The 26,656-nt window shown below is 57.1% G+C and carries 22 protein-coding genes; 7 read left to right on the forward strand and 15 right to left on the reverse strand.

Annotated elements, in window-relative coordinates:
* The 5 genes from dxs to Q8O73_RS01870 all read right to left on the reverse strand — a co-directional run bounded on the left by dxs (window position 1) and on the right by Q8O73_RS01870 (window position 5,205).
* Window positions 1-1,920, reverse strand: coding sequence for a 1-deoxy-D-xylulose-5-phosphate synthase (dxs, locus tag Q8O73_RS01850; RefSeq protein WP_305554060.1), 1,920 nt, complete (start codon window positions 1,918-1,920; stop codon window positions 1-3).
* Window positions 1,921-2,033: 113 nt separating this feature from the next.
* The gene (locus Q8O73_RS01855; RefSeq protein WP_305554062.1) at window positions 2,034-3,002 is read right to left on the reverse strand and encodes an alpha/beta fold hydrolase; all 969 of its coding nucleotides are present in this window, start codon (window positions 3,000-3,002) and stop codon (window positions 2,034-2,036) included.
* 11 nt (window positions 3,003-3,013) lie between these two features.
* Complete coding sequence (locus Q8O73_RS01860) at window positions 3,014-3,922, reverse strand: polyprenyl synthetase family protein (protein ID WP_371135027.1); 909 nt, start codon at window positions 3,920-3,922, stop codon at window positions 3,014-3,016.
* Window positions 3,923-3,927: 5 nt separating this feature from the next.
* Entirely contained in the window at window positions 3,928-4,191 is a 264-nt protein-coding gene (locus tag Q8O73_RS01865; RefSeq protein ID WP_305554064.1) for an exodeoxyribonuclease VII small subunit, read from the reverse strand.
* 84 nt (window positions 4,192-4,275) lie between these two features.
* Window positions 4,276-5,205: a histone deacetylase family protein gene (locus Q8O73_RS01870; protein WP_305554066.1), complete on the reverse strand. Its 930-nt coding sequence runs from the start codon at window positions 5,203-5,205 to the stop codon at window positions 4,276-4,278.
* Between the two features lie 434 nt (window positions 5,206-5,639).
* Here Q8O73_RS01870 and Q8O73_RS01875 point away from each other — a divergent pair, with 434 nt between their 5' ends.
* Window positions 5,640-5,960, forward strand: coding sequence for a helix-turn-helix transcriptional regulator (locus Q8O73_RS01875; protein ID WP_305554068.1), 321 nt, complete (start codon window positions 5,640-5,642; stop codon window positions 5,958-5,960).
* A gap of 69 nt (window positions 5,961-6,029) precedes the next feature.
* Here the strand turns inward: Q8O73_RS01875 and Q8O73_RS01880 are convergent, their stop codons facing one another.
* The 4 genes from Q8O73_RS01880 to Q8O73_RS01895 form a co-directional block, all read right to left on the reverse strand.
* Window positions 6,030-6,815: an EipB family protein gene (locus Q8O73_RS01880; RefSeq protein WP_305554070.1), complete on the reverse strand. Its 786-nt coding sequence runs from the start codon at window positions 6,813-6,815 to the stop codon at window positions 6,030-6,032.
* Between the two features lie 59 nt (window positions 6,816-6,874).
* A complete protein-coding gene (locus Q8O73_RS01885) occupies window positions 6,875-7,705 on the reverse strand; it encodes an SPOR domain-containing protein (RefSeq protein ID WP_305554073.1) in 831 nt (276 codons plus the stop codon).
* Window positions 7,706-7,848: 143 nt separating this feature from the next.
* Window positions 7,849-9,636 carry an aspartate--tRNA ligase gene (gene aspS, locus Q8O73_RS01890; protein ID WP_305554076.1) on the reverse strand — a complete coding sequence of 596 codons (1,788 nt, stop codon included), beginning with the start codon at window positions 9,634-9,636 and terminating at the stop codon, window positions 7,849-7,851.
* Window positions 9,637-9,871: 235 nt separating this feature from the next.
* The gene (locus tag Q8O73_RS01895) at window positions 9,872-10,396 is read right to left on the reverse strand and encodes a histidine phosphatase family protein (protein ID WP_305554079.1); all 525 of its coding nucleotides are present in this window, start codon (window positions 10,394-10,396) and stop codon (window positions 9,872-9,874) included.
* A 218-nt stretch (window positions 10,397-10,614) separates the two neighbouring features.
* Here Q8O73_RS01895 and Q8O73_RS01900 point away from each other — a divergent pair, with 218 nt between their 5' ends.
* The 3 genes from Q8O73_RS01900 to Q8O73_RS01910 all read left to right on the forward strand — a co-directional run bounded on the left by Q8O73_RS01900 (window position 10,615) and on the right by Q8O73_RS01910 (window position 15,685).
* The gene (locus Q8O73_RS01900) at window positions 10,615-12,762 is read left to right on the forward strand and encodes an RNA degradosome polyphosphate kinase (RefSeq protein ID WP_305554082.1); all 2,148 of its coding nucleotides are present in this window, start codon (window positions 10,615-10,617) and stop codon (window positions 12,760-12,762) included.
* A 26-nt stretch (window positions 12,763-12,788) separates the two neighbouring features.
* The gene (ppx, locus tag Q8O73_RS01905) at window positions 12,789-14,285 is read left to right on the forward strand and encodes an exopolyphosphatase (protein WP_305554085.1); all 1,497 of its coding nucleotides are present in this window, start codon (window positions 12,789-12,791) and stop codon (window positions 14,283-14,285) included.
* Between the two features lie 110 nt (window positions 14,286-14,395).
* Complete coding sequence (locus Q8O73_RS01910) at window positions 14,396-15,685, forward strand: DUF1835 domain-containing protein (RefSeq protein WP_305554088.1); 1,290 nt, start codon at window positions 14,396-14,398, stop codon at window positions 15,683-15,685.
* Between the two features lie 24 nt (window positions 15,686-15,709).
* On the opposite strand, the gene Q8O73_RS01915 is transcribed toward Q8O73_RS01910, so the two are convergent.
* The gene (locus Q8O73_RS01915) at window positions 15,710-16,627 is read right to left on the reverse strand and encodes a LysR family transcriptional regulator (protein ID WP_305554091.1); all 918 of its coding nucleotides are present in this window, start codon (window positions 16,625-16,627) and stop codon (window positions 15,710-15,712) included.
* A gap of 107 nt (window positions 16,628-16,734) precedes the next feature.
* Between Q8O73_RS01915 and Q8O73_RS01920 the strand changes: the two genes are divergently transcribed.
* Entirely contained in the window at window positions 16,735-17,601 is an 867-nt protein-coding gene (locus Q8O73_RS01920; protein ID WP_305554095.1) for an SDR family oxidoreductase, read from the forward strand.
* A 79-nt stretch (window positions 17,602-17,680) separates the two neighbouring features.
* Here Q8O73_RS01920 and rnd read toward each other — a convergent pair whose 3' ends face one another.
* The 5 genes from rnd to chvE all read right to left on the reverse strand — a co-directional run bounded on the left by rnd (window position 17,681) and on the right by chvE (window position 24,697).
* Entirely contained in the window at window positions 17,681-18,847 is a 1,167-nt protein-coding gene (rnd, locus tag Q8O73_RS01925; protein WP_305554098.1) for a ribonuclease D, read from the reverse strand.
* Window positions 18,848-18,980: 133 nt separating this feature from the next.
* Window positions 18,981-20,729, reverse strand: coding sequence for an L-arabinonate dehydratase (araD, locus tag Q8O73_RS01930; protein ID WP_305554101.1), 1,749 nt, complete (start codon window positions 20,727-20,729; stop codon window positions 18,981-18,983).
* 52 nt (window positions 20,730-20,781) lie between these two features.
* Complete coding sequence (mmsB, locus tag Q8O73_RS01935; protein ID WP_305554104.1) at window positions 20,782-21,966, reverse strand: multiple monosaccharide ABC transporter permease; 1,185 nt, start codon at window positions 21,964-21,966, stop codon at window positions 20,782-20,784.
* A complete protein-coding gene (mmsA, locus tag Q8O73_RS01940) occupies window positions 21,963-23,498 on the reverse strand; it encodes a multiple monosaccharide ABC transporter ATP-binding protein (protein ID WP_305554107.1) in 1,536 nt (511 codons plus the stop codon). The genes mmsB and mmsA overlap by 4 nt, the downstream gene beginning before the upstream one ends.
* 110 nt (window positions 23,499-23,608) lie before the next feature.
* Window positions 23,609-24,697 carry a multiple monosaccharide ABC transporter substrate-binding protein gene (gene chvE, locus Q8O73_RS01945; RefSeq protein ID WP_305554110.1) on the reverse strand — a complete coding sequence of 363 codons (1,089 nt, stop codon included), beginning with the start codon at window positions 24,695-24,697 and terminating at the stop codon, window positions 23,609-23,611.
* A gap of 228 nt (window positions 24,698-24,925) precedes the next feature.
* Here chvE and Q8O73_RS01950 point away from each other — a divergent pair, with 228 nt between their 5' ends.
* Both Q8O73_RS01950 and Q8O73_RS01955 read left to right on the forward strand, forming a co-directional pair.
* A complete protein-coding gene (locus Q8O73_RS01950) occupies window positions 24,926-25,915 on the forward strand; it encodes a LysR family transcriptional regulator (RefSeq protein WP_305554113.1) in 990 nt (329 codons plus the stop codon).
* Window positions 25,916-25,987: 72 nt separating this feature from the next.
* A complete protein-coding gene (locus Q8O73_RS01955) occupies window positions 25,988-26,434 on the forward strand; it encodes a thermonuclease family protein (protein ID WP_305554116.1) in 447 nt (148 codons plus the stop codon).
* Window positions 26,435-26,656 lie beyond the last annotated feature (222 nt).

A 26,656-nucleotide genomic window follows, 5' to 3' on the forward strand; every position in this document is an offset into this window, starting at 1 on the left:
TCAGGCCCGTGCCTTTGCCGCGTCCAGACCCAGCGCATCAAGCGCGGTTTTGACGATGGCCTTGGCATCCAGACCGGCATCGGCATATTGTTTTTCGGGTTTGTCGTGATCCATCAGGCGATCAGGCAAGGTCATGGTGCGGATTTTCACGCCATGATCGAGCAACCCGGCCCCGGCCATGTGTTGCAACACCAATGCGCCAAAGCCGCAAATCGATCCTTCTTCAATCGTGATCAGGACTTCGTGGTTGCGGGCAAGGTCGGCAATCAGGGCATGGTCCAATGGTTTGGCAAAGCGGGCATCAGCCACCGTTGCCGGAAGGCCGCGTGCCGCGAGGTCCTCGGCGGCGAGCAGGGATTCGGCCAGACGGGTGCCATAGGACAGAATGGCAATCTTGCCGCCTTCGCGCAGGATGCGGCCCTTGCCGATTTCCAGAACCTGTCCTTCGGCGGGAATTTCAACCCCGACACCCTCGCCGCGCGGATAGCGAAACGCGCTGGGTCGGTCGTCAATCGCCCAGGCCGTTGTGGTCATATGGACCAGTTCGGCCTCGTCGGCGGGGGCCATCAAAACGATATTGGGCAAACAGCCCAGAAAGGCAATGTCATAGGCCCCGGCATGGGTCGCCCCATCGGCCCCGACCAGCCCGGCCCGGTCCATCGCAAAGCGCACCGGCAGATTTTGCACCACCACATCATGGACAAGCTGGTCATAGCCGCGCTGCAAAAAGGTGGAATAGATCGTGCAAAAGGGCTTGTACCCCTCGCACGCCATGCCCGCGGCAAAGGTCACGGCATGTTGTTCGGCAATACCGACATCAAAGGAGCGGTCCGGGAAGGCATCGGCGAAAATATTGATCCCGGTGCCCGAGGGCATCGCCGCCGTGATCGCCGTTACTTTTTCGTCCTTTTGCGCCAGTTTGACCAGCGTTTCCCCATACACCTTGGTGTAGGCCGGGGCATTGGGGGTGGCCTTGGCCTGTTTGCCGGTCACCACATCGAATTTGGCCACGCCGTGATATTTGTCGGCGGCATTTTCGGCCGGGGCATAACCCTTGCCCTTTTGCGTTACCGCATGGATCAGGACCGGCCCGTCCAGCTTGGCATCGCGGACATTTTTCAGAACCGGCAACAGATGATCCAGATTATGCCCGTCAATCGGCCCGACATAGAAGAAGCCCATTTCCTCAAACAGGGTGCCGCCGGTGACCAGACCCCTTGTATATTCCTCGATCTTGCGGGCGGCTTCTTCGATCGGGCGCGGCAAATGTTTGGTAATGCCCTTGGCCGCATTGCGCAGGCCCTGATAACTTTTGCCGGAAATCAGACGCGACAGATAGCCCGACATCGACCCCACCGGCGGGGCAATCGACATGTCGTTATCGTTCAAAATCACAATCAGGCGCTGATCGGTGGCGGCGGCATTGTTCATCGCCTCATAGGCCATGCCCGCACTCATCGCGCCATCGCCGATCACGGCGATCACATTTTTGCGATCCCCCCCGGCAAGCTGATTGGCAACCGCCATGCCCAGACCGGCCGAGATCGAGGTGGAGCTGTGCCCCGCCCCGAACGGGTCATATTCAGACTCGGAGCGTTTGGTAAACCCCGACAGCCCGCCGCCCTGACGAATGGTACGGATGCGGTCGCGCCGCCCGGTCAGGATTTTATGCGGGTAACATTGATGGCCGACATCCCAGATCAGACGGTCATTGGGCGTATCAAACAGATAATGGATCGCCACCGTCAGTTCGACCACCCCAAGCCCGGCGCCAAGATGGCCGCCGGTCACGGAAACCGCATCGATGGTTTCGGTGCGCAGTTCGTCGGCAAGTTGCCGCAATTGCGATTGTTCAAGGGCACGCAGATCGGCGGGGATCGTGATCGTGTCCAAAAGCGGGGTTTTAGAAATCGTGGTCATGCCGATCCCGGTTATGTTTGTTGTATCAGCGTTGGTCTGCGCAAAGCACGGATGACAGGGTGACGGTTCCTGCGCCCGGTTTCAAGGGGCGAAAATAACCATGTTGCACACAATTAGCGACCCTGAATTTCACCCGATCTTACCCGCATCAGAAACGATGTCACAATCTGTTCGACAGATTTGTGTATCTGTTTGCGATCCTTGCCAAAATCGCGGCATAAATGGCCGTGATGCTGCGCAATAAACGGTGTGCAGGGCGGCAGGAACGAATAATGCCCCGCCCCCTTTATTTTCACAAATCGCGCCCGGCCTTGCAAAAGGTGGCGAAACCGGGCGGCATTGACGGCATCGGGCAGGATTTCGTCCGTATCGGCCTCGATAAACAGCATCGGTACCGTCACATCGGCAAAGCCCGCCACGGTCGCCGCCACCCCCAAGGCCGGGGCAAGGGCGACCACCGCCGATATCCGGTCATCATGCGCCATGATCACCGGCCCGCCTGTTGCCGCGACATGGCGGGCCACCGCATCGGCATCTGGTGCGGCATCACAGATGATAGGATCCTGATCGCCGTGGCGTTCACAATAAGCGCACCATGCCGATACATCAAACTGCCAGCCTGCCAGTTCCAGAACCGTCGCCCCGCCCGCCGAATGGCCCAGCGCATAGATATGATCATGGTCAATGGCCGGGCCGATATCATCATGGGCCAGAACAACATCCAGCGCCCGGCTGATTTCCGCCGGGCGGCGCACCATCAGGGGCAAGGTCCGGGCATCGGCCATATCGAGATAATTATCCCCGGCATGTTGCGGGGCGACAACGACAAAGCCCCGCCGTGCCAGATATTCCGCCAGCCAGAACTGGTTGAACCGGTGGCCTTCGGACCCGTGCGAAAACACCACCAGCGGAAACGGCCCGTTTGCGGCAACCGGCGCATTGCGGGCCGCCATCGAGGCAACGCCCATATGCCGGACCGGGGTTTCATTTGCCTGCGCCGGATACCACACCGCCAGCAAAAACGGATCGCGATCCAGCAAGCGGTCGCGAAAACCGGCATTGAAATGCAGCGTTTCTGTCATCTCGGACGGGCCTAGCGACCCCGTTCAACCACAAAACGAGCCACCGCGCGTAGCGGTTCTGCCTCGTCATCAAAAACATCAAGATGCGCAATCGCCTGATCGCACAACATGCGGGCCTGCTTGCGGGCCAGATCAACGCCCAGCAATTTCACAAAGGTCGATTTTTCCTGTTCGATATCCTTGCCCGCCGTTTTGCCGAGATCGGCACTGCTGGCTTCGACATCCAGAAGGTCATCCTTGATCTGAAACGCCAGCCCCATATCGTGGGCATAGGCGCGCAACGCCATGCGCAGGCTGGTCGGGGCCTTGCCCAGAATCGCCCCGGCCTCGCAGGCAAAGGCAAACATCCGCCCGGTTTTCAACAAATGCAAATGGGCGACCTGGGTTTGATCCAGTGTCTTGCCCTCGCCGACCAGATCAAACATCTGTCCGCCGACCATGCCATAGGGACCGGCCGCCCGTGCCAGTGCGCGGACCAACTGGGTACAAACGCGCGGGTCGGAATGGGTGTCGTCGTCGGCCAGGACCTCGAACGCCTGGGTCAACAGGGCATCCCCCGCCAAAATCGCCGTCGCCTCGTCAAACTGTTTGTGGCAACTGGGTTTGCCGCGCCGCAAATCATCGTCATCCATCGCCGGAAGATCATCATGGATCAGGGAATAGGTATGGACCATCTCCACCGCTGCGGCGACTCGCAATGCCGATTGCCGCGATACCCGGAACAACCCGGCCGATCCCAACACCAGAAACGGCCTCAGGCGTTTGCCATCGCCCAGCGTGGAATAGCGCATGGCCTGAAACAGGCGTTGCTCGATCTGCCCGTCGGGACGGGGCAGGATTTTATCAAGCATCTCGCCAAGATCGGCCGCCGCCGTCCCAAGTTCCGCAAGCAGATCATAACTCACCTTGGACTCCGCCATGTCGGTTATTCGATTTCTGTCGGGGTCGCCGTCGGGCGGCCTCCGGCATCCAGCGTGATTTTTTCAATGCGTTCTTCGGCCATGCGCAATTTATCCGCACAATGACGTTTCAGCGCCGCCCCGCGTTCATAGGACGCAATGGCATCATCAAGGCCAATCTGCCCCTGTTCAAGCTGCCGGACCAGTGTTTCAAGCTGCCCCAAGGCTTCTTCAAAGCTGAGATTTGCGATATCGTCGGGAAGAACGGCGGATGAGGTGGCCTTGGACATGTCTGCTCCATCTTTTTTGATGCGGCGGAGTTTACGCCGACCACCCCGTCAGGACAAGACAGCAGCACGAAAAGAAATATCAGATCAGGCCGTCATCAGGGTGCGCACATGGGTTGCGACCGAGGATGCCAGCGACGGCAGATCATATCCGCCTTCCAGAATCGAGACGACCCGGTTGTCGCAACACTGCCCGGCAAGGGCCAGCAATTGTTCCGTTACCCAGGCATAATCCTTTTCCACAAAACACAACCCGGCCAGCGGATCATTGCGATGGCCGTCAAACCCGGCGGAAATAATCAGCAATTCCGGATTGAAACCGGCAATTCCCGGCAGGACGGATTGTTCAAACGCCGCCCTTATTTCCGGTGTTGCCGCCCCCGATGTCAGGCCGATATTCAGGATATTATTGGCACATCCCCGTTCATCCGGTGCGCCGGTGCCGGGATAAAGCGGCCATTGATGGGTTGAACAATAATAAAGATCGGGATCGTGCCAGAACAAATCCTGGGTGCCATTGCCGTGATGCACATCGAAATCCATCACCGCCACCCGTTTGATGCCAAATCTGTCACGGGCATGACGGGCCGCCACGGCGGCATTGTTAAACAGGCAAAATCCCATCGCCCGGTCATATTCGGCATGATGGCCCGGCGGACGCACCCCGACAAAGGCGTTGCGTTCATGCCCGCCCATCACCGCATCCACCGCAATGCAGGCCCCGCCGACGGCCCGCAAGGCCGCCTCGCCCGAGGCCGGGGACAGAAAGGTATCGCCATCAACCGAGACTTCGCCCCGATCCGGCACCATCGCCAGCAACCGGTCAACATAGGCCGGATCATGCACCTTTTTGATCAGGTCGATATCGGCCAGCGGGGCTTCTTCGCGGTGCAGGAACATGAATTCCTCGGCCTCCAGCACGCGCTGGATCACCCGCAAACGGTCGGGTTGTTCGGGATGGCCGGGGCCGGGATTGTGGTCGATACAGGCGCGGTGAGTGACAAACAATGTCGCCATAATGTCGGTCTGCCTCCGTGATCAATTGCAAGACAGGCGGAAAACGCACAGATTTTGCAAGAAATTGTGGTGTTGTGTGTATTCTATCAAAACACAGCCCCCATGTTTTGCCATAGATCATCTGCACCGCACAAATGTCATCCAACCAAAGAATGATCCCTTGCGCCAGACATTGCCGGTTCCGGATCAAAAATTTTCAAATTTGGCGGGGCATTGCTAAAGGATTGTTTTTTCATCCTTATCATTTCATCTCGCCCAAAGACTATACATGAGGCCAGGTGAAATCCTGATCTCGGGATTGCCCTTGGGGCTGGAAAGCTATAAAACCGGCGGGTTATAAAAATAAACGGGGTGACCCCATCGGAAATGTTCGTTCCGAATGGGGAACAATTGAAGGAAAAGCAACGGTCGCTTGCCGCTGTAAAGGGAGCACTATGAAACTCGAACAACTGGAACAAAAGGCCGAACGTGCCAGCGGTTTGCTCAAGGCCATGAGCAACAGAAGCCGCCTTATGGTTTTGTGCCAATTGCAGGAAGGCGAAAAATCAGTCGGTGAACTTGAAAAAATCATCGGGCTGAGCCAGTCTGCGCTGTCACAACATCTGGCGCGTTTGCGGCGCGACCAACTGGTCAAAACCCGCCGCGAGGCGCAAACCATCTATTATTCCCTGAACGGGCACGAGGCAATCACCGTCATCAAAACATTGTATGACCTGTATTGCCTTGATAATCCCGACTCAGAAGTTGCCGCATAATTTTGGCGATCCCATGAAAAAGGCCCGCAAGTCATAACTTGCGGGCCTTTTTTCTGTCGGGTCGGGGCCTCAGTTACATTCGGGAAGCGGCAATTTGCGCACCCGGACCAGTTCCCCCTCAAGGATAAAATCGCCGTAATTCTGCACCAGATGCTGGGCAACACCATTCCCGCCATAATCAACCGACATTTCATAGGTCGGGCCGCTTTCGGCCTGGCCCACCGGATAAAAGGCCAGACTCATGCGGTAAAACGGGTCTTTCGCAACATTATCGGCATCATCGGCCGTATTGCTGGCCGAGCGCACGCCGGAAATTACCGCCGCAATACGGTAGTTTGGCGTATCGCCTGCCCCGTCAAACACCAGATCGTTGCCAAATCTTTCATCCCGTCGTGCCTGATCGAGCAATTTGATGGAATGTTGCATCGGAAACAGGGTTTCGGGCGGCAAATCCTCGTCGATTTCAACCGGGTTTTCATAATGGACCACAACCTTGTCGGTCAGGCGTTGGGCCTCGCCATTGACCTCGTCGATCAATTGGCCATCCTGAAAATCGCGCATGCGAAACCGGTAGCGGCTGGCGTCGAAATCTTCCCATTGGGTCATGCTATAGGCCGAATTGATCGCGCTGCCTTCGGTGCCCTGCAAAATCAGGGCATTGCGCATTTCGGAAACCCAGCCGTCGCACACCCGTTCAAAACGGTAATCAAACGCCCCGCGGGCGGCAACAATCGCACTGCCATTGGTGGTCGAGGACAACCGCAAACGATATTCGGCAACATGCGATACCAGTTCCGCCGCCACCGTTGGGGGCGCTGCCACGGCCCCCGATGAAAAAAGAACAGTGCCGAGCATGGCACCCCCCGCATAAATCATGTGACGGGGATGGAAAAGTCCTGACAAAGCCCGCAAAATTATTCTCCAACCGCCTCTAAACCAACAACCCAGACATCCTTTACACCCTTTTTGGCAGCAAGAAGGCGTAAATCATTTGCATGCGGTCTGGAAAGCGGGCCAACCGCCACCCGGACAAACTGCGCCCCCTGCACCGATGCCGGAATCAGCCGGGGCTGATATTCCCGATACAGATCCAGCGCCTTGTGCGCCCGGTCCTGATCGCGAAAACTTGCCAGCACCACATATAATCCCGGCACGGCATTTTCCGGCGCGGCGGCGGCCCCGGTTTCCGGGGCAAGGACAGGGGTCTCGATATATCCGGCAACGGCGACATCGGCTTCGATTTGCGGTTTCAGGGCCAGCCCGTCATCCTCATATTCCAGCGCATCGTTTTTGCGGGCGTCTGGAACCGGATCCAGTGAGGCGACCTCGACCGGTTTGTGTTTCGGTTCTGGCACCGGCGGCAAATCGGCAATTACCACCACGGAACGGCCCTGCGGTTTTACGGCAGGATCGCGGGGATCGGACCAGTCTTCTTTCGGGGCATTGACCGCATAAATCGCCGGTTGGGCCGATGCGATTTCCTGATCAATCGAGACCAGCCCGCTGGTATCCAGTGCCAATGCCACGCCCGGCAGGGCATCGGCGCGGCAGACATCCTCGTCAAACAGCGGGCGATGCAGGGCGCAATCCTCGTCCGCCATTGCGGAAACCATATGATCGGTGGTGCTTTTGCCGGTTGACACATAACTGATGAAATCACCGGCCAGCTTGGCAACCGTCAGTTCCACCGGCCCGCCACAGGCCGACAGGATCAAAGGTGCCGCAACGATCAGGATTTTTTTCACAGGCCTGCCCCCAAAGACCAAACAAAACAGGGGCCATTTTCAACCGTTGCTGGTTAACATTAGGTAAGGACCGCCCCGAAAAGAAAAAGACGGCCCGAAATCGCGGACCGTCTTTTTAAAAGGATCGATCAGGTGATCGAAAATCAGTCTTTTTTGGCCTTTGGCGGCAACTGCACACGGATATGCAGTTCCTTGAGCTGTTTTTCCTCGACCATTGACGGCGCATTCATCATCAGGTCCTGCGCCTGCTGGTTCAGCGGGAAGGCAATGACTTCGCGAATATTGGGTTCATCGGCCAGCAACATGACGATACGGTCAACCCCCGGCGCCGAACCACCATGCGGCGGTGCGCCGAATTTGAACGCATTCAACATGCCGCCAAACTGTTCCTCGACCACGTCCTTGCCATAACCGGCAATGTCGAACGCCTTGTACATGATGTCCGGGCGGTGGTTCCGGATCGCCCCCGACGACAATTCGATACCGTTACAGACGATATCATACTGCCACGCCTTGATCGTCAGCGGGTCCTGACTTTCAAGGGCTTCGAGGCCGCCCTGCGGCATCGAGAACGGATTGTGCGAAAATTCGATCTTGCCGTCGTCATCCTGTTCATACATCGGGAAATCGACGATCCAGCAGAATTTGAACATGCCCTGTTCGCGCAGTTCCAGTTCATCACAAATCCGGTCGCGTGACTTGCCGGCAAATTTGGCCGCCGGTAGTGGCTTGTCACAGGCAAAGAACACGGCATCGCCGTCCGCAACCCCCGTAACCGCCTTGATCTGGGCGATGCGGTCGGCATCCAGATTCTTGGCAATCGGGCCTTTGGCTTCGCCGTTTTCGTCATAAACGATGTAACCCAGCCCGCCTGCACCTTCTTCGCGTGCCCAGGCATTGAGTTTGTCAAAGAAGCTGCGCGGGCGGCTTGCGGCACCCGGCGCCGGAATGGCGCGGACCACCGACCCTTTTTCGATGTTGGAGGCGAAAATGCCGAAATTGGAACCGCGGAAGGCTTCGGTGACATCGGAAATGATCAGCGGATTACGCAGATCGGGCTTGTCCGAGCCATATTTCGCCATCGATTCATCAAACGGAATGCGCGGGAACGGCAAGGGCGTCACATCGCGACCGCCACCGAATTCGACGAAAATGTCATGCAGGACCGGTTCAATCGCCGCAAAAACGTCTTCCTGCGTGGCAAAGGCCATTTCAAAGTCAAGCTGGTAAAATTCGCCGGGGCTGCGATCTGCACGGGCGTCTTCATCGCGGAAACACGGGGCGATCTGGAAATACCGGTCAAAACCCGACACCATCAGCAATTGTTTAAACTGCTGCGGCGCTTGTGGCAGGGCATAAAACTTGCCCGGATGAACGCGCGACGGCACCAGAAAATCGCGGGCACCTTCGGGCGAGCTGGCGGTCAGGATCGGCGTCTGGATTTCAAGGAAATCCTGCGCGATCATTTTCTGACGCATGGCCGAAATCACCTTGGACCGCAGCACGATGTTTTTGTGCAGGGTTTCGCGACGCAGATCAAGATAGCGATGGCGCAGGCGGATTTCCTCGCCATATTCGGCTTCGCCAAACACCGGCATTGGCAGAACATCGGCCGATGACTGCACTTCGATGTGGGAGGCATAGACCTCGATCTCGCCGGTCGGCAAATTCGGATTGATGGTTTCAGCCGTGCGTTTGACAACCTTGCCATCAACGGTGATGACGCTTTCGGCACGCGATTTTTCCAGAACGGCAAACAGCGGGCTGGAAATGTCGATCACGATCTGGGTAATGCCGTAATGGTCGCGCAAATCAACAAACAACAGATTCCCGTGGTCGCGTTTACGGTGAATCCAGCCCGACAGGCGCACAGTGGCATCGGCATCGGTGACGCGCAGCGCATTACAATTGTGTGAACGATAAGGATGCATGGTCTTCCCAGGTTGCTATATTTTGTGCCGTAAATCGGGCGCAAAGGTGCATGGCTGACCGGCGCTGTCAAACAAAAAACACACCATATCCCACCCTGCCCGGCAAGACCGGGGGCGAATATGGCGGTTGTTTTGCCGATAACGAACGGCGTGCGAATTCTGCGGTATAAAACGCTTCTCGGGCTGCGGCGTCAAGTGCTGGCCGCGCATGGCGGCATTTCGGCAAAGGGCGGCCTTATGACTCCTGTAAATCCCGCACCCTGACAAACCGCGTCAACCGCCCCTGCCCCCAGCCGATATCGCGCCACTGATCAATCTCAAATTCAAAACCGGCAAGGGCCGCTGTTGGATATTTGCGGGCCATTTCCGCCTGCCGGTCCGCATTACTGCCGTCGCCCGCCAGACGGGCGGCGAAATCTTCCAGACCGGGATTGTGACCGATCATCAGCACCGTCGCCGCCTCGTCCGGGCTTTGGCGCAGGCAATCGCGCAGGGTGCGGTCATCGGCCATATAGAGGTCTTCGTTGTAAACCACGTTGGCCTTGCGGGCAAAATCCCGCCCCAAAAGCGACAGGGTCTGTACCGCCCGTTGTGCGGTTGAACACAGAATCAGATCGGGGATCAATCCGTTTTTCTGCAAAAACCGCCCCATCACGGGGGCCGCCTTTTCCCCGCGCCCGTTCAGCGACCGGTCATGATCGGACCGGCCGACCTCGGTCCAGCTTGATTTGGCATGACGCAACAGCAACAGGGTTTTCATAAAATCGTTCCCACACCAAAATCCACCCGGCCAATACGGCAGGGGTTCTTTTCTGCAAAAAGACATGCCATATCATCCGGCACGATACCACTTCAAAAAATGACACATAAATTTAAGAAATTTGCACGCCCACAAGCAGTTATCCTATACTCCGCATTCATATCGGATGGTGTCGTCTTCTTTCAACGCATCATCCCCTTTCTGGCAGGAGACATCGCGTGCCACACGCCCTTGCAATTCAATCAAGCGCCATCACAATCGGGTCGGAAAAACGCTTTATCAATCGCGAATTGTCATGGCTGGCCTTTAATGGCCGGGTTCTGGAAGAAGCGCAAAATCCGCGCCATCCCCTGCTGGAACGCCTGCGGTTCCTGTCGATTTCCGCCAGCAACCTTGATGAATTTTACATGGTCCGCGTCGCCGGTCTGGTCGGGCAGGTGCGGGCAGGCATGACCAAGCCCAGCCAGGACGGCATGAGCCCGTCCGAACAATTGCGCGCCATCACCTATGACGCCAACCAGTTGATGCAGGACCAGCAGCGCATCTGGCAGCAGCTTTGCGTCGAAATGCAAAAACACGACATTTCGGTGATCGAAACATCCGATTTGACGCAGACCGATCACAAATGGCTGGATGGTTATTTCATGCGGGAAATCTTCCCGACCCTGACCCCGTTGGCGATTGATCCGTCGCACCCGTTTCCGTTCATTCCCAATCTTGGCTTTGCCATTGTCATGCAATTGTTTGACCCGTCGGATGGTCACAATATGCGCGGCCTGATCCCGATGCCGCCGAAAATCGGCCGGTTTTTGCGCCTGCCTGGCCGCACCGAACGGTATTTGCCGCTGGAACATGCGATTATTTTGTATCTGCACAAACTGTTCCCCGGCTTTGACCTGATTGAACATGGCCTGTTTCGCATCATCCGGGACTCGGACGTTGAAATCGAGGAAGAAGCCGAAGATCTGGTGCGCGTGTTTAAAACCGCGTTGAAACGGCGACGTCGCGGCAGCATCATCCGCCTGAAAGTCAATGCCAGCATGCCCGAGGATTTGCTGGATTTCGTCACCGATGAATTGTCGGTCAATGCCGACGAGGTGGTCAAGGTTGACGGATTGCTGGGCGTGGTGGATGTCCGGCAACTGATTGATTCCGACCTGCATCATGATTTGCTGTTTCGCCCCTATGCCGCGCGGTATCCGGAACGGGTGCGCGATTTTGGCGGCGACTGTTTTGCCGCAATTGGCAAAAAGGATCTGGTGGTGCATCACCCGTTCGAGGATTTCGACGTGGTGGTGCAATTCCTGATTCAGGCCGCCCGCGACCCCGAAGTCGTTACCATCAAACAGACCCTGTATCGCACATCGGAAAACAGCCCGATCGTCAAGGCCCTGATTGCCGCCGCCGAAGCGGGCAAGTCCGTCACCGCGATGGTCGAACTGAAGGCCCGATTTGACGAGGAAGCCAATCTGCGCTGGGCGGCGGACCTTGAACGTGCCGGGTGTCAGGTGGTGTACGGGTTCCTTGAATGGAAAACCCATGCCAAGGTATCGCTTGTTGTGCGCCGTGAAACCCACGGATTGCGCACCTATGTCCATTTTGGCACCGGCAATTACCACCCGATCACCGCCAAATTCTATACCGACATTTCGTTTTTCTCGTGCGATCCGGCACTGGGCCGCGATGCGGCCAGCATCTTTAATTTCATGACCGGTTATGCAACGCCGCGGTCGCTTGAAAAAATCGCGATTGCGCCCCATACCCTGCTGCCGACCTTGCTGGCGCATATCGAAAAGGAAACCGAAAACGCCAAGGCAGGCAAGCCCGCCGGGATCTGGGCCAAGATGAACAGTCTGGTCGATCCGGTGGTAATTGATGCGCTGTATCGTGCATCATGCGCCGGGGTGCATATCGAACTGGTGGTGCGCGGCATTTGCTGTTTGCGGCCCGGTGTGCCGGGGCTTTCGGAAAATATCCGGGTCAAATCGATTGTCGGGCGGTTCCTTGAACATTCGCGAATCGTGATTTTCGCCAATGGGGCCAAATTGCCGTCGCGCAAGGCCAAGGCCTTTATCTCGTCGGCGGACTGGATGCCGCGCAACCTCAATCGTCGTGTGGAAACACTGGTGCCGGTAGAAAATCCGACCTGTCAGCGGCAAATCGTTGACCAGATCATGATTGCGAATCTAAAAGATACGGCGCAAAGCTGGTATTTGCAGCCCGATGGCAGTTATGAACGGTGCGAAGGCGGCCCCAATGCCTTCTCCGAGCATGAATATTTCATGACCAACCCGTCCCTGTCGGGCCGTGGCAGCGCCATGAGCGAAGAAGACGTTACAGTGCCGGTTCTGGTTCTGGACGAATAGGCGACAAAAGCAGGTTCAAGACCCGTATGCTGACTGACCAAAGGGCTTCCAACCGCATTGCCATCATTGATGTCGGGTCGAACTCGGTGCGACTTGTTGTGTTTGATGGCATGACCCGCGCCCCCGCCCCGATTTTCAATGAAAAGGTGATGTGCGGGCTGGGCCGCGATATCGACGCCACCGGCCAGCTTAACCCCGAAGGCGTTGAAATGGCCGTAACCGCCATGCGGCGTTTTGCCGGGTTGCTGCGTGCCATGAAAATTGTCCGGGTCGATGTTCTGGCCACGGCCGCCGTGCGGGCGGCCAGTGACGGCGATGCCTTTTGCAAACGCATCAAAACCGAAACCGGCCTGACGATCAAAATCATCGATGGTCTGGAAGAAGCCCGCCTGTCCGCCCTTGGCGTCATTTCCGGTGATCCGGATGCCACCGGCATCATGGGCGATATTGGCGGTGGGTCGCTGGAACTGGTTTTGCTGGATCAGGGCGCGATCCGGGAACGGGTCAGCCTGCCGCTGGGCGCGATGCGTCTGCAAACCCTGTTTGGCAATAACAGAAGTGCGGTCGAGGCCGAGGTGGAAAAACATCTGTCTTCTGTGCCGTGGCTCGATCAGGGCAAGGACAAGCCGTTATTTGCGGTTGGCGGATCGTGGCGGTCGATTGCCAAACTTTATATCGCACAGGAAAACTATCCGATTTCGGTCATTCACAATATGACCCTGCCACGCCCGGAAATTGCCGAACTGACCCATATCCTGTCCCAGCAAAGCCGCATATCGCTGGAAAAAATCGGCGGGGTTTCCAAACGCCGTGTGGACAGCTTGCCGCATGGCGCCCTAGTGATGAGCCGCCTGATCAGCAAGATGCAAGCCCGCGACGTGGTCTTTTCCGGGCATGGCCTGCGCGAAGGCTGGATGTTTGAGGTTCTGCCTGCTGCCATTCGCGACCGCGACCCGTTGCTCGATGCCTGTCAAAGTTTCGCCGAGGACAGCGAACGGTTTCACCAGCATGGCGAGGAATTGTATCGCTGGACCGATCCGATTTTCCGCGATCAGCCGGAAAATCTGCGCCGGTTGCGTCTTGCCGCCTGTATCATTGGCGATATCGGCTGGAACGAACATCCGGATTACCGCGCCGAACAAAGCTATAACCGCATTTTACGCCATCCCTATCTTGAACTCAGCCATCCGGAACGGGTGTTTCTGGCCTATACCATGGGGTCGCGCTATACCGGTAATTTCAAGGGCGATGCCTCCAGCGACCGTTTGCTGGATGACGAGACCCGCCTGACCGGTCGCCTGTTCGGGCAGGCCATCCGGCTGGGTCACAGCCTGTCGGGCGGGGTCGAGGGGATTTTGCCCGGCACCCAACTGGTGCCCGGCGACCGCGAACTGGTGTTGCGCCTGCACAAGGATTATGCCGCCATCAATGGCGAAGTGGTCGAACAAAGGCTGGCAAAATTCGCCAAATTGATGGACCGCGACAGCCGGATCGAAATTGTTGAAAATCTGGTTTCTGCCTGAATTTCTTTGATCGTCTTTTCATCGGATGATAGTTTCGCGCACCATCATCCGCATTGTTTATTGTTTGCATGTCTGCCAGACAGACACAGCCCTATCAGAAAGACACTTTCTTGTCGCGACACGATCAGACCCATTCACAGGAACCGGCCGATGACGGCATTCCTGATCTTGAGCATCAAAAAAAACGCGCCAAGGACCTGTTCAAGGCGCTGCGCGCCGGAAATGTTGTTGAACGCAAGCGCCTGACAGCGGTTTTGCCCAAAACCGCCCATGTTGCGGCGGCGGATTTGAAATTGTCCGATGCCCAACAGGTGATTGGCCGCGAAAACGGCTTTGCCGGATGGCCGCAAATGAAATCCTATATCGACAAAATGGCGATCACCCGCCAGTCGATTGCCAATGGCAGCCTTACCATCCCCGATGATGACCGGACCTTGCATATCCGGTGTGGCACAGACATTCGTCATGCCTTGCAAATTGCCGGATTTCAGGGGAATTTCCACGAATTTTCCGATCCGTTCTGTCAGGGACCGATTCCCGATGCGCCGTTACCGGTTCTGATGCAAACCCGTGCGGATTTTATCAGTGCCGCCTTTGGCATTCCGCCCGCCGAGGCGATGGACCGCCAGCAACGCGCCTATGCCGGATTGATGCAGGCCGGGGATTATGCCCGTGTTGTGCTGTGGTTTGAACATGACAGTTTCGATCAGTTGATTTTGGCGTTTTTGCTGGATTTCTTTGGGGCCTTGCATCTGCCGGCCCGTCTTGAACTGATCTGTGTGGACAAGGTGCCCGGTGTGACCGACTTTGTCGGTCTGGGGCAATTGTCGCCCGAAATGTTGCGCAAATTATGGGACAATGCCCGTGGTCAGGTGACCGATGCGCATTATGATCTTGGCAAAAAAGTCTGGCGCGCCATCCGTGCCAGCGACCCGGCGGAACTTGCCGCCATTGCCAAATCAGATACCCGTCCGGTGCGCCTGATGGCCCGTGCGCTGGAACGCCATCTGGCAGAATTGCCTGCGATTGAAAATGATCTTGGCCTGACACAGAAACTGGTTCTGGAAATTCTCGACGAAGCCGGACCATTTCCGGCCAGCCGGGTGTTTGGCCGCCTGATGCGCGGCAAGGAACCGTTGCCGTTTCTGGGCGATATGATGTTCTGGCATTTGCTGGATGATCTGGCCAATACCACAGTTCCGCTGATTGACTGGGCGCGGGATAGCGGCGTGGCATGGCCGGACCGGGTTTTGACCCTGACCGACACCGGCAAACAGGTTTTGGCCGGGCAAAAGCGTTTCTTTGAATTTTATCGCGGCACGCGCTGGGTCGGGGGGGTTAAAATCACCGCCGATGCGCCCTGCCCGCACTGGGACGCGACCCGCCGCAAGATTGCCTGATCGTCGATGGCAAAATGCGGCCCATCAGGCCGATAATCGCCGCACAATGCGAAACACCTCGCCCCGCAACCATTGATGCGGGGCGGCGGTCGCATTGCGCACATGCCAGGTTTGATAAAATCCGAAATCGGGCAACGGCACCGGGCAGGCACAGGTGGCAAACCCGGCCATCACATTATGGCGCAGCCCCGATGGCAGGGTGGTAATCACCCGGGTTCCCCGGATCAGCCGCGGCACATTGTCAAAGGTTGAAACCTGCAACACAGTGCGCCGGTCGCGTTGTATTTTCGCCAGTTCGTCATCGATGACAGAACTGTCATCTTCGCCAAAACTGACCCGCGCATGCGGTAACGCGCAATAGCGTTCCAGCGTATCGGGCGGTGCATCATGCTGGCTGGCATCATAAAAACAGACCAGCCGTTCCCGAAACAGCGCCTGGCGCGTCAGATCGGCGGCATCCTGCGCCACATCCAACCCCAGAACAAGGTCAAGCTGCCCGCTGCGCAGGGCCTCCATCATATGACCACCGCCCCGCACCGGATGGATTTTCAGGCGGATATCGGCGGCACAGGATTGTATTCTTTGGAACAGGCGCGGCAGGATTACCGCACTTTCAAAATCATTCGCGCCGATCACACAGCGAAAGGAATGCGCCGGATTATCCGGGTCGAAAACATCGACCCGCGCCAGATTGCGGATATCTTGCAGCAAGACCCGCACCGGCCCGGCCATTTGCCGGGCATGGGCGGTTGGCGTAATGCCGCGCCCGGCACGCACAAACAACGGGTCGTGCATGATCCGGCGCAACCGTTCCAGCCCGTGACTGACGGTGGGTTGCCCGACCCCCAGACGATGGGCCGCCCCCGTGACCGATCCTTCGTCATAGATGGTCAGAAACAGGTGCAACAGGCGGGTGTCAATATCCAATTCATCGATTTTCATGCATGAATAATATCATTTTGATCGAATTGATCATATGGAATTTTGAGGTCATCTTCTGCGTCAGAAAGGCGGGCCTGTTTCCCGCGACACAAACGGAGAATACGACGATGAAATATCTTGTAACCGGTGCAACCGGCCAGCTTGGCGGCCTTGTGGTCAAACATCTTCTGGATCGTGTTGCCGCCAGCGACATCGCGGTCAGCGTCCGCAGCCCCGAAAAGGCATCCGGCCTCACGGCGTTGGGCGTTGATGTCCGTCACGGCGATTTTGACGATCTGGCCCTGACCACGGCGGCCTTTCGCGGCGTTGAAACGGTCTTGATCATTTCCGCCGAAGCCGACAACGCCACCCGCATCCGCCAGCACCGCACGGCAATTGATGCCGCAAAGGCCGCCGGAGTGGGTCATGTGACTTACACCAGTGTTGTGGACCCGCGCCCCGACAGCGCCTTTACCTATGCCGCCATTCATGCCGATACCGAACAATATCTGGCGGCCAGCGGCCTGAAATATACTGTGCTGCGCAATTCATTTTATGCCGATCTTTTGCTGGCCGGGGTGCCGCACGCCCTTGAAACCGGCGATTATGCCGCCCCCGCCGGACAGGGCCGCATCACCTATGTCCCGCGCAACGAACTGGCACTGGCCGCGGCCAGTGTCCTTGCCAATCCGGCGGACCATGTCAACAAAACCTATAACCTGACCGGGGCCAAGGCCGTCAGTTATGACGAGATTGCGGCGATGATTGCCAGTATCACCGGCAAGGAAATCCGGTATGTCGATCTGCCGCCTGCGGTTTATAGCGACATCCTCAAAAGTTTTGGCCTGCCGGAACATGGCGTGACCGCCATTGTCGGCCTGTATGAAGCCGCCCGCGCCGGGGATTATGAACCGGTCAGCACCGACCTTGCCACCCTGCTGGGCCGCCAACCGCAATCCGTGCAGGATTTCCTGACGGGGGCGTTGCGGAACTGAAAAACACCATATCGGATCAATGCAAAACGGGGCTCAAAATCTGGCCCCGTTTTGTGTTTCTAAAGCCCGACAAGAACGATCAGGCGTTGTCGAGTTCCACCAACGCCACTTCACCCTTTTCAAGCCTGAGCGCGATCTGGCCGTGTTTGAGGCGCAGGGCGTACTGGCCGAACAATTCATGGCGCCAGCCATGCAGCGCCGGGACATCGGCGTCATCGTCGGCGGCGATAGTGTGCAGATCCTCGCTGGAGGCGACAAGGCGCTGGGCGACGCCCTTTTCCTCGCTGCACAGTTTCAGCAGAACCTTGAGCAATTCCACCGTCGGGCCGATGCCCGAGGGCAGTTCGGTGCGCAATTTGGGTTGCGGTAACTGATCGGCGGGTAAATCAAGGGCGGACTGGATCGCATCAATGATCTGCTGTCCCGATTTGCTGCTGCCAAAGCTGCGCCCGACCCCGCGGGTTTTATCAAGGTCCTGTTCGCTTAGGGGCTGCCGGGCGGCAATATCAAGCAGGGTATCATCGCGCAGCACCCGGTTGCGCGGCAGGTTCTTGCGTTGTGCCTCGGTCTCGCGCCAGGCGCACAGCGCCCGGGTCACCGCCAGAAAACGCGGGCTGTTGGACCGGGTTTTCAGGCGCAGCCATGCCTCATCAGGATCGACACTGTAAATCGACAGATCGGTCAGCCGTTCCATTTCCTCGGCCAGCCAGTGCGCCCGGCCATTCCCGACAAGACGATCCCGGAATTCCTCGTAGATCGACCGCAAATGGGTGACATCGGACAGGGCATAGCTGAGCTGTTTGGCCGATAACGGGCGATGCGACCAGTCGGTAAAGCGCATTGATTTATCGACATTCTTGCGCACCACCTTGTTGACCAGGGTTTCATAACCCACCTGATCGCCATAGCCGAGCACCATCGCCGCCACCTGGGTATCAAATACCGGGTGCGGGACATGGCCACTGAGATGGACAAAAATTTCGATATCCTGCCGGGCGGCGTGGAAAACCTTGACCACGCTTTCGTCCTGCATCAGGTCAAACAGCGGGGCAAGATCAATGCCCTCGGCCATTGGATCAATCGCAGCACCCTGATCATCCGGGTCCGGTCCGGCCAGTTGCACCAGACACAAAATGGGCCAATAGGTCGAATCGCGCATAAACTCGGTATCGACCGTCACATAATCTGCCTGACGCAGCCTTGCGCACAGAATGCGCAGATCTTCTGTTTGTGTAATAGGTTCCATGAATCCTGCTATAGCATTGCCCGGCGCGAACTGCCAGAGGCTTGCGCATGCATGATAAACACATCTGCCAAGACAGAAGGCCGGGCATGTAAACCCGGCCTTCCAGATTGTTTATATGTGTGACACTGCCGGTTTAATGGCTGTCTTTGGGGATCGCCTTGCCGCGCGACCCGACCAGGAAATCGAAATCCGCCCCCTTGTCCGCCCCGGTGACATGGCTGTGATACAAAAAGGCATAGCCATCCTTGGGGGCTTTTACCCGGCTTTGCCAATTGGCAAGACGGCGGGCAATTTCCGCATCCGGCAAATCAAGATGCAAACGGCGGTTCGGCACATCAAGTTCAATCATATCGCCCGATTGGACAATCGCCAGCGGCCCGCCTGCGGCGGCTTCGGGCGAGGTATGCAATACCACCGTGCCATAGGCCGTGCCGCTCATCCGGGCATCGGAAATCCGCACCATGTCGGTAATGCCCTTGCGCAGCACCTTGGGCGGTAGGCCCATATTGCCGACCTCGGCCATGCCCGGATAGCCCTTGGGCCCGCAATTTTTCAAAACCATCACACAGGTTTCGTCAATATCGAGGGCCTCGTCATTGATGCGGGCCTTGTAATCGTCGATATCCTCGAACACCACGGCGCGACCGCGATGCACCATCAGATGTTTGGACGCCGCCGAGGGTTTTACCACCGCCCCGTTCGGGGCCAGATTGCCGCGCACCACCGCAATGCCGCCACTGGCGGTCAGGGCCTGTTCAATCGGGCGGATCACATCTTCGTTCCAGTTGCGCACCTCGCACACCTGATCCCACATGGTTTCGCCTGCCACGGTCAGGGCATCCTTGTGCAGATGTCCGGCATCGCCCAGCGCCTTGATCACCACCGGCAGGCCCCCGGCATAAAAGAATTCTTCCATCAGATATTTGCCCGACGGCTGCAAATTGACGATGGTCGGAATATCGCGGCCCAGCCGGTCCCAGTCGTCCAGATCCAGTTCAACGCCCAGACGCCCGGCAATCGCCAGCAAATGAATCACCGCATTGGTCGATCCGCCAATTGCACCATTGACGCGAATGGCGTTTTCAAAGGCGTCCTTGGTCATGATATCGGATGGTTTGAGGTCATCCTTGACCATCTGCACAATCCGCCGCCCGGTCAGATGCGCCATCACGCGGCGGCGGCTGTCCACCGCCGGGATCGCGGCATTGCCCGACAATGCCATGCCCAGTGCCTCGGCCATGCTGGCCATCGTGCTGGCCGTGCCCATGGTGTTGCACGATCCGGGTGACCGCGACATCGCCATTTCGGCTTCGAGGAAATCCTCGGTGCTGATTTTTCCGGCCTTGCGGTCTTCGGACAATTGCCACAGGGATGTGCCCGACCCGATATCCTGACCGCGCCATTTGCCATTGAGCATCGGCCCGCCGGTAACGACAATTGCCGGAATATCGACACTGGATGCCCCCATCAAAAGGGCCGGGGTGGTTTTGTCACAGCCGACCATCAATACCACACCATCCAGCGGCGTGCCGCGCAGGGCTTCTTCCACATCCATTGCGCACAGATTGCGAAACATCATCGCCGTCGGGCGCAAGGTGCTTTCGCCCGGCGAAAATACCGGAAATTCAAGCGGCAATCCGCCGGCCTCGTAAATCCCGTGTTTGACCCGTTCCGCCAGATCACGCAAATGGGCGTTGCAGGGGGTCAATTGCGACCAGGTATTGCAGATACCGATCACCGGACGGCCATCGAACAAATCGGCCGGCAGGCCCTGATTTTTCATCCAGCTGCGATGATAGATATTGTCCTTGCTGGTGCCGCCAAACCAGCCCTCCTGCGAACGCAAGGTGCGGGGCCAGGGCGCGGGCGTGAACTTGCTCATGCCAGATCTCCTTTATGGATTGTTGTTGGGTGGCGATGGACACACATAGCGGTCATGCCTTGTTTTTGTTGTAGACGTCGAAAATCACAGCGGCGAGCAACACCAGCCCCTTGATCACCTGTTGCCAGTCAATGCCGACACCGATGATCGACATGCCGTTATTCATCACCCCCATGATCAGGGCACCGACAACAGCACCGATCACCTTGCCAACCCCGCCCGACATCGACGCGCCGCCAATAAAGACGGCGGCAATCACATCGAGTTCAAACGCCACCCCGGCCTTGGGGGTCGCGGTATTGAGGCGGGCGGCAAAAACCAGCCCGGCAAGGGCGGCCAGCATGCCCATATTGGCAAAGGTCAGAAAAGCCAGCCGTTTGGTATTGATCCCCGACAGCTTGGCGGCCTTTTCATTGCCGCCTATCGCATAAATGCGCCGACCAATCGTCGTGCTGTTGGTGATAAAGGTGAAAATCGCAATCAACAGCGCCATGACGATCAAAACGTTCGGCAGACCGCGATAGGTTGACAACAGATAGGTGATATAAAGGATCGCAATCCCGGCAATGGCGTGCTTTGCCATGAAAAAGGCCAAAGGTTCGTCGATTTCGGCAAATTTCGCCTGTTTTGCCCGCGACCGCAGCCCCAGAACCGGCAGGGTGACGGCAACGACAATGCCCAGAACCATCGAAAACAGGTTAAACCGGCCTTCGATCAGGCCGCCGAAGAAATCGGGCACAAACCCCGATGACAGCAACTGAAACGATGCCGGGAACGGCCCGACCGACTGCCCCGACAACAGGGCCAGCGTCAGGCCCTTGAACACCAGCATCCCGGCCAGGGTGACGATAAAGGACGGAATGCGCCAATAGGCGATCCAGTATCCTTGCGCCGCGCCAATCACCGCCCCGGCCGCCAGACACACCGGCACCACAATGATCGGCGGCAAATCCCAGTTGACCATCATTACAGCGGCCAGCGCACCGATAAAGCCCACCACCGATCCGACCGACAGGTCAATATGCCCGGCGACGATCACCAGCAACATGCCAACGGCCATGATGATGATATAGCTGTTTTGCAAAAACAGATTGGTCAGATTGACCGGCCGCATCAGGACGCCATCGGTGACAACCTGAAAAAAGCCCATAATCACCACAAGCGCCAGCAACATGCCATATTCACGCATATGGGTCTTGAGGTAGTGGCCGATTGAATTTGCTGAAGTCTCAGTCATTGGTCTTTTCCTCGCCCCTTCAGGATCATATGCATGATTTTTTCCTGGCTGGCCTCGTGCCCCGCCAGTTCGCCATTCATCGACCCTTCGTCCATGACATAGATGCGATCACACATGCCCAGAAGTTCCGGCATTTCCGACGAGATCATGATGACCCCCTTACCGTCGGCAGCCAGTTTGTTAATGATGGTATAAATTTCGTATTTCGCCCCGACATCAATCCCGCGTGTCGGTTCATCGAGAATCAGCACATCCGGCCCGGCAAACAGCCATTTGGACACGACAACCTTTTGCTGGTTGCCGCCCGACAGATTGACGACTTTCTGGGCGACATTGGGGGTGCGAATATTGATCCTGCCGCGATATTCCTCGGCAACCTGACGTTCGGCACCTTCGTTGATCACGCCGCGCTGCGACACGCCGGGCAAATTGGCCAGCGTGATGTTGCGCGTGATGTTTTCATCAAGAACCAGCCCCATATCCTTGCGGTCTTCGGTGACATAGGCCAGACCGGCGGCAATCGCCTTTTCAACCGTCGAAACATCGACCGGTTGCCCGTGCATCAAAACCTCGCCGCTGATATTGACACCATAGGCCCGGCCAAAAATGCTCATGGCCAGTTCGGTGCGCCCGGCCCCCATCAACCCGGCAATCCCCACCACTTCGCCGCGCGCGACACTGATATTCACATCCCGGATCAGGTGCCGGTCGATATGCAGCGGGTGATAGACATTCCAGTTGCGGACCTCCATCAGGGTTTCCCCGATGACCGGGGTGCGGTCCGGGTAACGGTGCGCCATATCGCGCCCGACCATGTCCTTGATGATTGCGCCTTCGCTGATCGGGCCATCATGACAGTCAAGGGTCGAGACCGCCTGCCCGTCCCGCAGGACCGTGATCCTGTCGGCGACCTTGCTGATTTCATTTAACTTGTGCGAAATCAGGATCGATGTAATGCCCTGCTTGCGAAATTCGATCAGCAAATCCAGCAATTTCTGGCTGTCATTTTCCTGCAAGCTGGCGGTCGGTTCATCCAGAATCAGCAATTTGACCTTTTTGGACAGCGCCTTGGCGATTTCCACCAATTGCTGTTTGCCGACCCCGATATTGGTCACCAGGGTATTGGGTGCCTCTTTCAGGCCAACCTTGCGCAGCAATTCGATTGTTCTGGCAAAGGTTGCAGGCCAGTCAATGATGCCGTTTTCGGCAATTTCATTGCCCAGAAAAATGTTTTCGGCAATCGACAGCAACGGCACCAGCGCCAGTTCCTGATGAATGATGATAATGCCGCGATCCTCGCTGTCGCGAATGTCGCGGAACGTCTGGATTTCGTCGTCAAACAGGATATCGCCGTCATAGGAACCATGCGGGTAAACCCCGCTCAGCACTTTCATCAGGGTCGATTTTCCCGCGCCATTCTCGCCACATAACGCATGAATTTCACCGCGCCTGACTTTCAGGCTGACATCATCAAGCGCCTTCACTCCGGGAAATGTTTTGGTGATATTGCGCATCTCCAGGATGGTATCCATCCAGTCCTCCCGATACCGGCGTTTATCGCCGGGTCTTTATTCCAAAATTGCGAACAAGGGGGCGGGTTGCAGATCACCACAACCCGCCGCCCCTGCGATATGAAGGATGCTTATTTCACCTGGTCTTCGGTGTAATAACCCGACCCGATCAGAATGCCTTCCCAGTTGACCGCATCCACCAGAACCGGTTTCAGCAGATAGGACGGCACCACTTTCACGCCATTGTCATAGGTCGAGGTATCGTTGATCGTCGGTTCCTTGCCGCCCAGAACGGCGTCAACCATCGTCACGGTGACGCGGGCAAGTTCGCGGGTATCCTTGAACACGGTTGAATATTGTTCACCGGCAATGATCGATTTGACCGACGGAACTTCGGCATCCTGACCCGAAACGATCGGCATCGGCAGATCGCCCGAACCATAACCGACACCTTTCAGCGACGACAGAATACCAATCGACAGCCCGTCATAGGGCGACAGAACGGCATCGACCTTTGCATCGGTGTAATGGGCCGACAGCAGATTATCCATACGGGCCTGTGCCACCGCACCATCCCAACGCAGGGTGCCGACGGTATCCATGCCCATCTGGCCGGATTTGACATTCATAACACCGCCATCGATCAGCGGCTGCAACACCGACATCGCACCATTATAGAAGAAATAGGCATTGTTATCGTCCGGCGATCCGCCAAACAATTCGATATTGAACGGGCCGTTGCCTTTCAGGGCTTCGACAATCGAGGTTGCCTGCAACACACCCACTTCAAAATTGTCAAAGGTCGCATAATAATCGACATGCGCACTGTCGCGGATCAGGCGGTCATAGGCAATGACCTTGATCCCGGCGGCATTGGCATTTTCAAGGGCGTTTGACAGGGTGGTGCCATCAATCGCGGCAATCACCAGAACCTCAACCCCCTTGACGATCATGTTTTCGATCTGGGCCAACTGGTTGGGAATGTCGTCTTCGGCATATTGCAGATCGGTTTTATAGCCTGCGGCCTCGAACTGCTCGACCATCGAATTGCCATCCGAAATCCAGCGGGCCGATGATTTGGTCGGCATCGAAATTCCGACATAGCCCTTTTCCTGCGCCTGGGCGGCAGAAATGCCAAAGCCGGTATCCGTCATGACGGGGCTGAACAATGCCGACGCGCCAAAGGCAACGCCAGCCAGTAAAATGCTGAGACGCTTCATATGTTTTCTCCCTGTGCGACGCGGGCCTGAACAGCCTCTTGTCCGATGATGCGGGCAGATGAATTGCCCATTTCCGCGTCTTGTTCTTCGTTTCCGGTGCGACCATCGCATCTGTGACAGCCTGGCCCGCATTATTCCGCATCCCCGCTATAACAATCAAATAATGAAAATTGAAATCGACATATCAATATTGATATGCGACAACCCTCAAAACACAGGATTGGCCCCATGCAGCACATCGTGACATCGCCCCATATGACCCCCGACAAATCCCTGTTGACCGGGGCGGGCAATCTGTCGTTGCGCGGCCTGAAAATCAGCCATCTGCGCATGATTGTCGCGATGGAGGAAACCGGCCAGATCAGCCAGGCCGCCATCCTTCTCAAAACATCGCAACCGGCGGCATCCCGGCTTTTATCAGAAATGGAGGCCTTGCTGGGCACGCGCCTGTGCGAACGCGGGGTGCGCGGCATTGAACTGACCCATGCCGGGCAGGCTTTGGCGCGCCGCGCCCGCACCATGTTGATTGAAATGCGCGATGCCGAACGCGAGATCGAGGATATCAAACAGGGCGGCGGCACGGTTTTTGTCGGGGCTGTTACCGGGGCGGCGGTTAATCTGGTTGTGCCTGCGATCCGCGATATCCGGGCGGCCAACGCGCTGTTGCAGGCCAATGTCGCCATCGGACCGTCGCATGTGCTGGTCCGGGATTTGTTGGCGGGGCATCATGATTTTGTCATTGGCCGTGTGCCCGATGACATGGATCCGCGCCTGTTTACCATCCGCGAAATCCGCAGCGAGAAAATCCGACTGATGGTCCGTGCCGGGCATCCGTTGTTGCAACACGGGTCCTTGTCGCTGGAACATCTTGAAGGTTATGAATGGACGTTGCCGCCGCCGGGCAACCTGATGCGGCGCACCATCGAGGATGCTTTCATTTCGCGGGGCCTGCCCTTGCCGCAATCCAATGTCAATTCGGCATCCCTTCTGGTCACGCTGGCCACCATCCGCGATACCGACGCCATTGCCCCGATGGCCGAAGAAGTCACCAGCATGTTGTCTGTCGGGGGGATGATTGCCGAATTGCCCCTGCATGAAACCATCGAAATCAAACCCTATAACCTGTTGACGGCACGCGGGCATCGTCTGTCGCCCTCGGCACAACTGGTCAGCAACCATATTCTGGCGCAATCGGATCATTGGAAAAAACAGCCCTGACTCCGCCACAAAGTCTTGCCATACATTCTGTCGGCACTGCCGTGCCTGCCGCCTGTACCGGAAAGACCATAAATGCCCCGCCTGCGCCTGATTTTGACAATTTCGGCCCTCCTTGCCTGCATCGTCCCCCCTGCTTTTGCCAATTGTTATGACTGGCCGTTGCGCGACCAGAATGGCGAATATGCCTATGACGGCGATACGATTTATATCCGGCTGCCCGGCCTGCCCGATGAAATCGCCAAAATGTCGGTCCGGGTACGCGGGGTCGATACCCCGGAAATACGCGGCCAATGCCCGATGGAAAAGGACCTTGCCAACAAGGCCCGCGATTTCGCCCGCCATACCCTCAAGACCGCCAGCAAAATCGAATTTTGCGACCCGGAATGGGACCGATATGGCGGTCGGGTGGTGGCATCGGTGCGGATTGATGGCCGGGCCTATGAACATGACCTGATTGATCGGGGCCTTGGCCGCCCCTATGACGGCAAGACAAAACGCCTGCCGTGGTGCAGTTCATAGTCCCTGACGATCCTGTTTTCAGACCATCCACCCCCCCCCCCCGGCAGGCCAAACCTGCCGGTTTTTTTGCGCGTATCGTCACGCCCCGCATCCGCATTGCCGCAGCGGCACAGATATTCTGCCGTCTTGACAATCTGATTTGAGATATCGTAGCTTTATTTTCCGTTATAACGAACTTAATTCCGTTATAACGGAATAAAGTCCATCAAAACAGGCGAGGTA

The sequence above is a fragment of the Thalassospira sp. genome, assembly GCF_030690045.1.
GTDB lineage: Bacteria > Pseudomonadota > Alphaproteobacteria > Rhodospirillales > Thalassospiraceae > Thalassospira.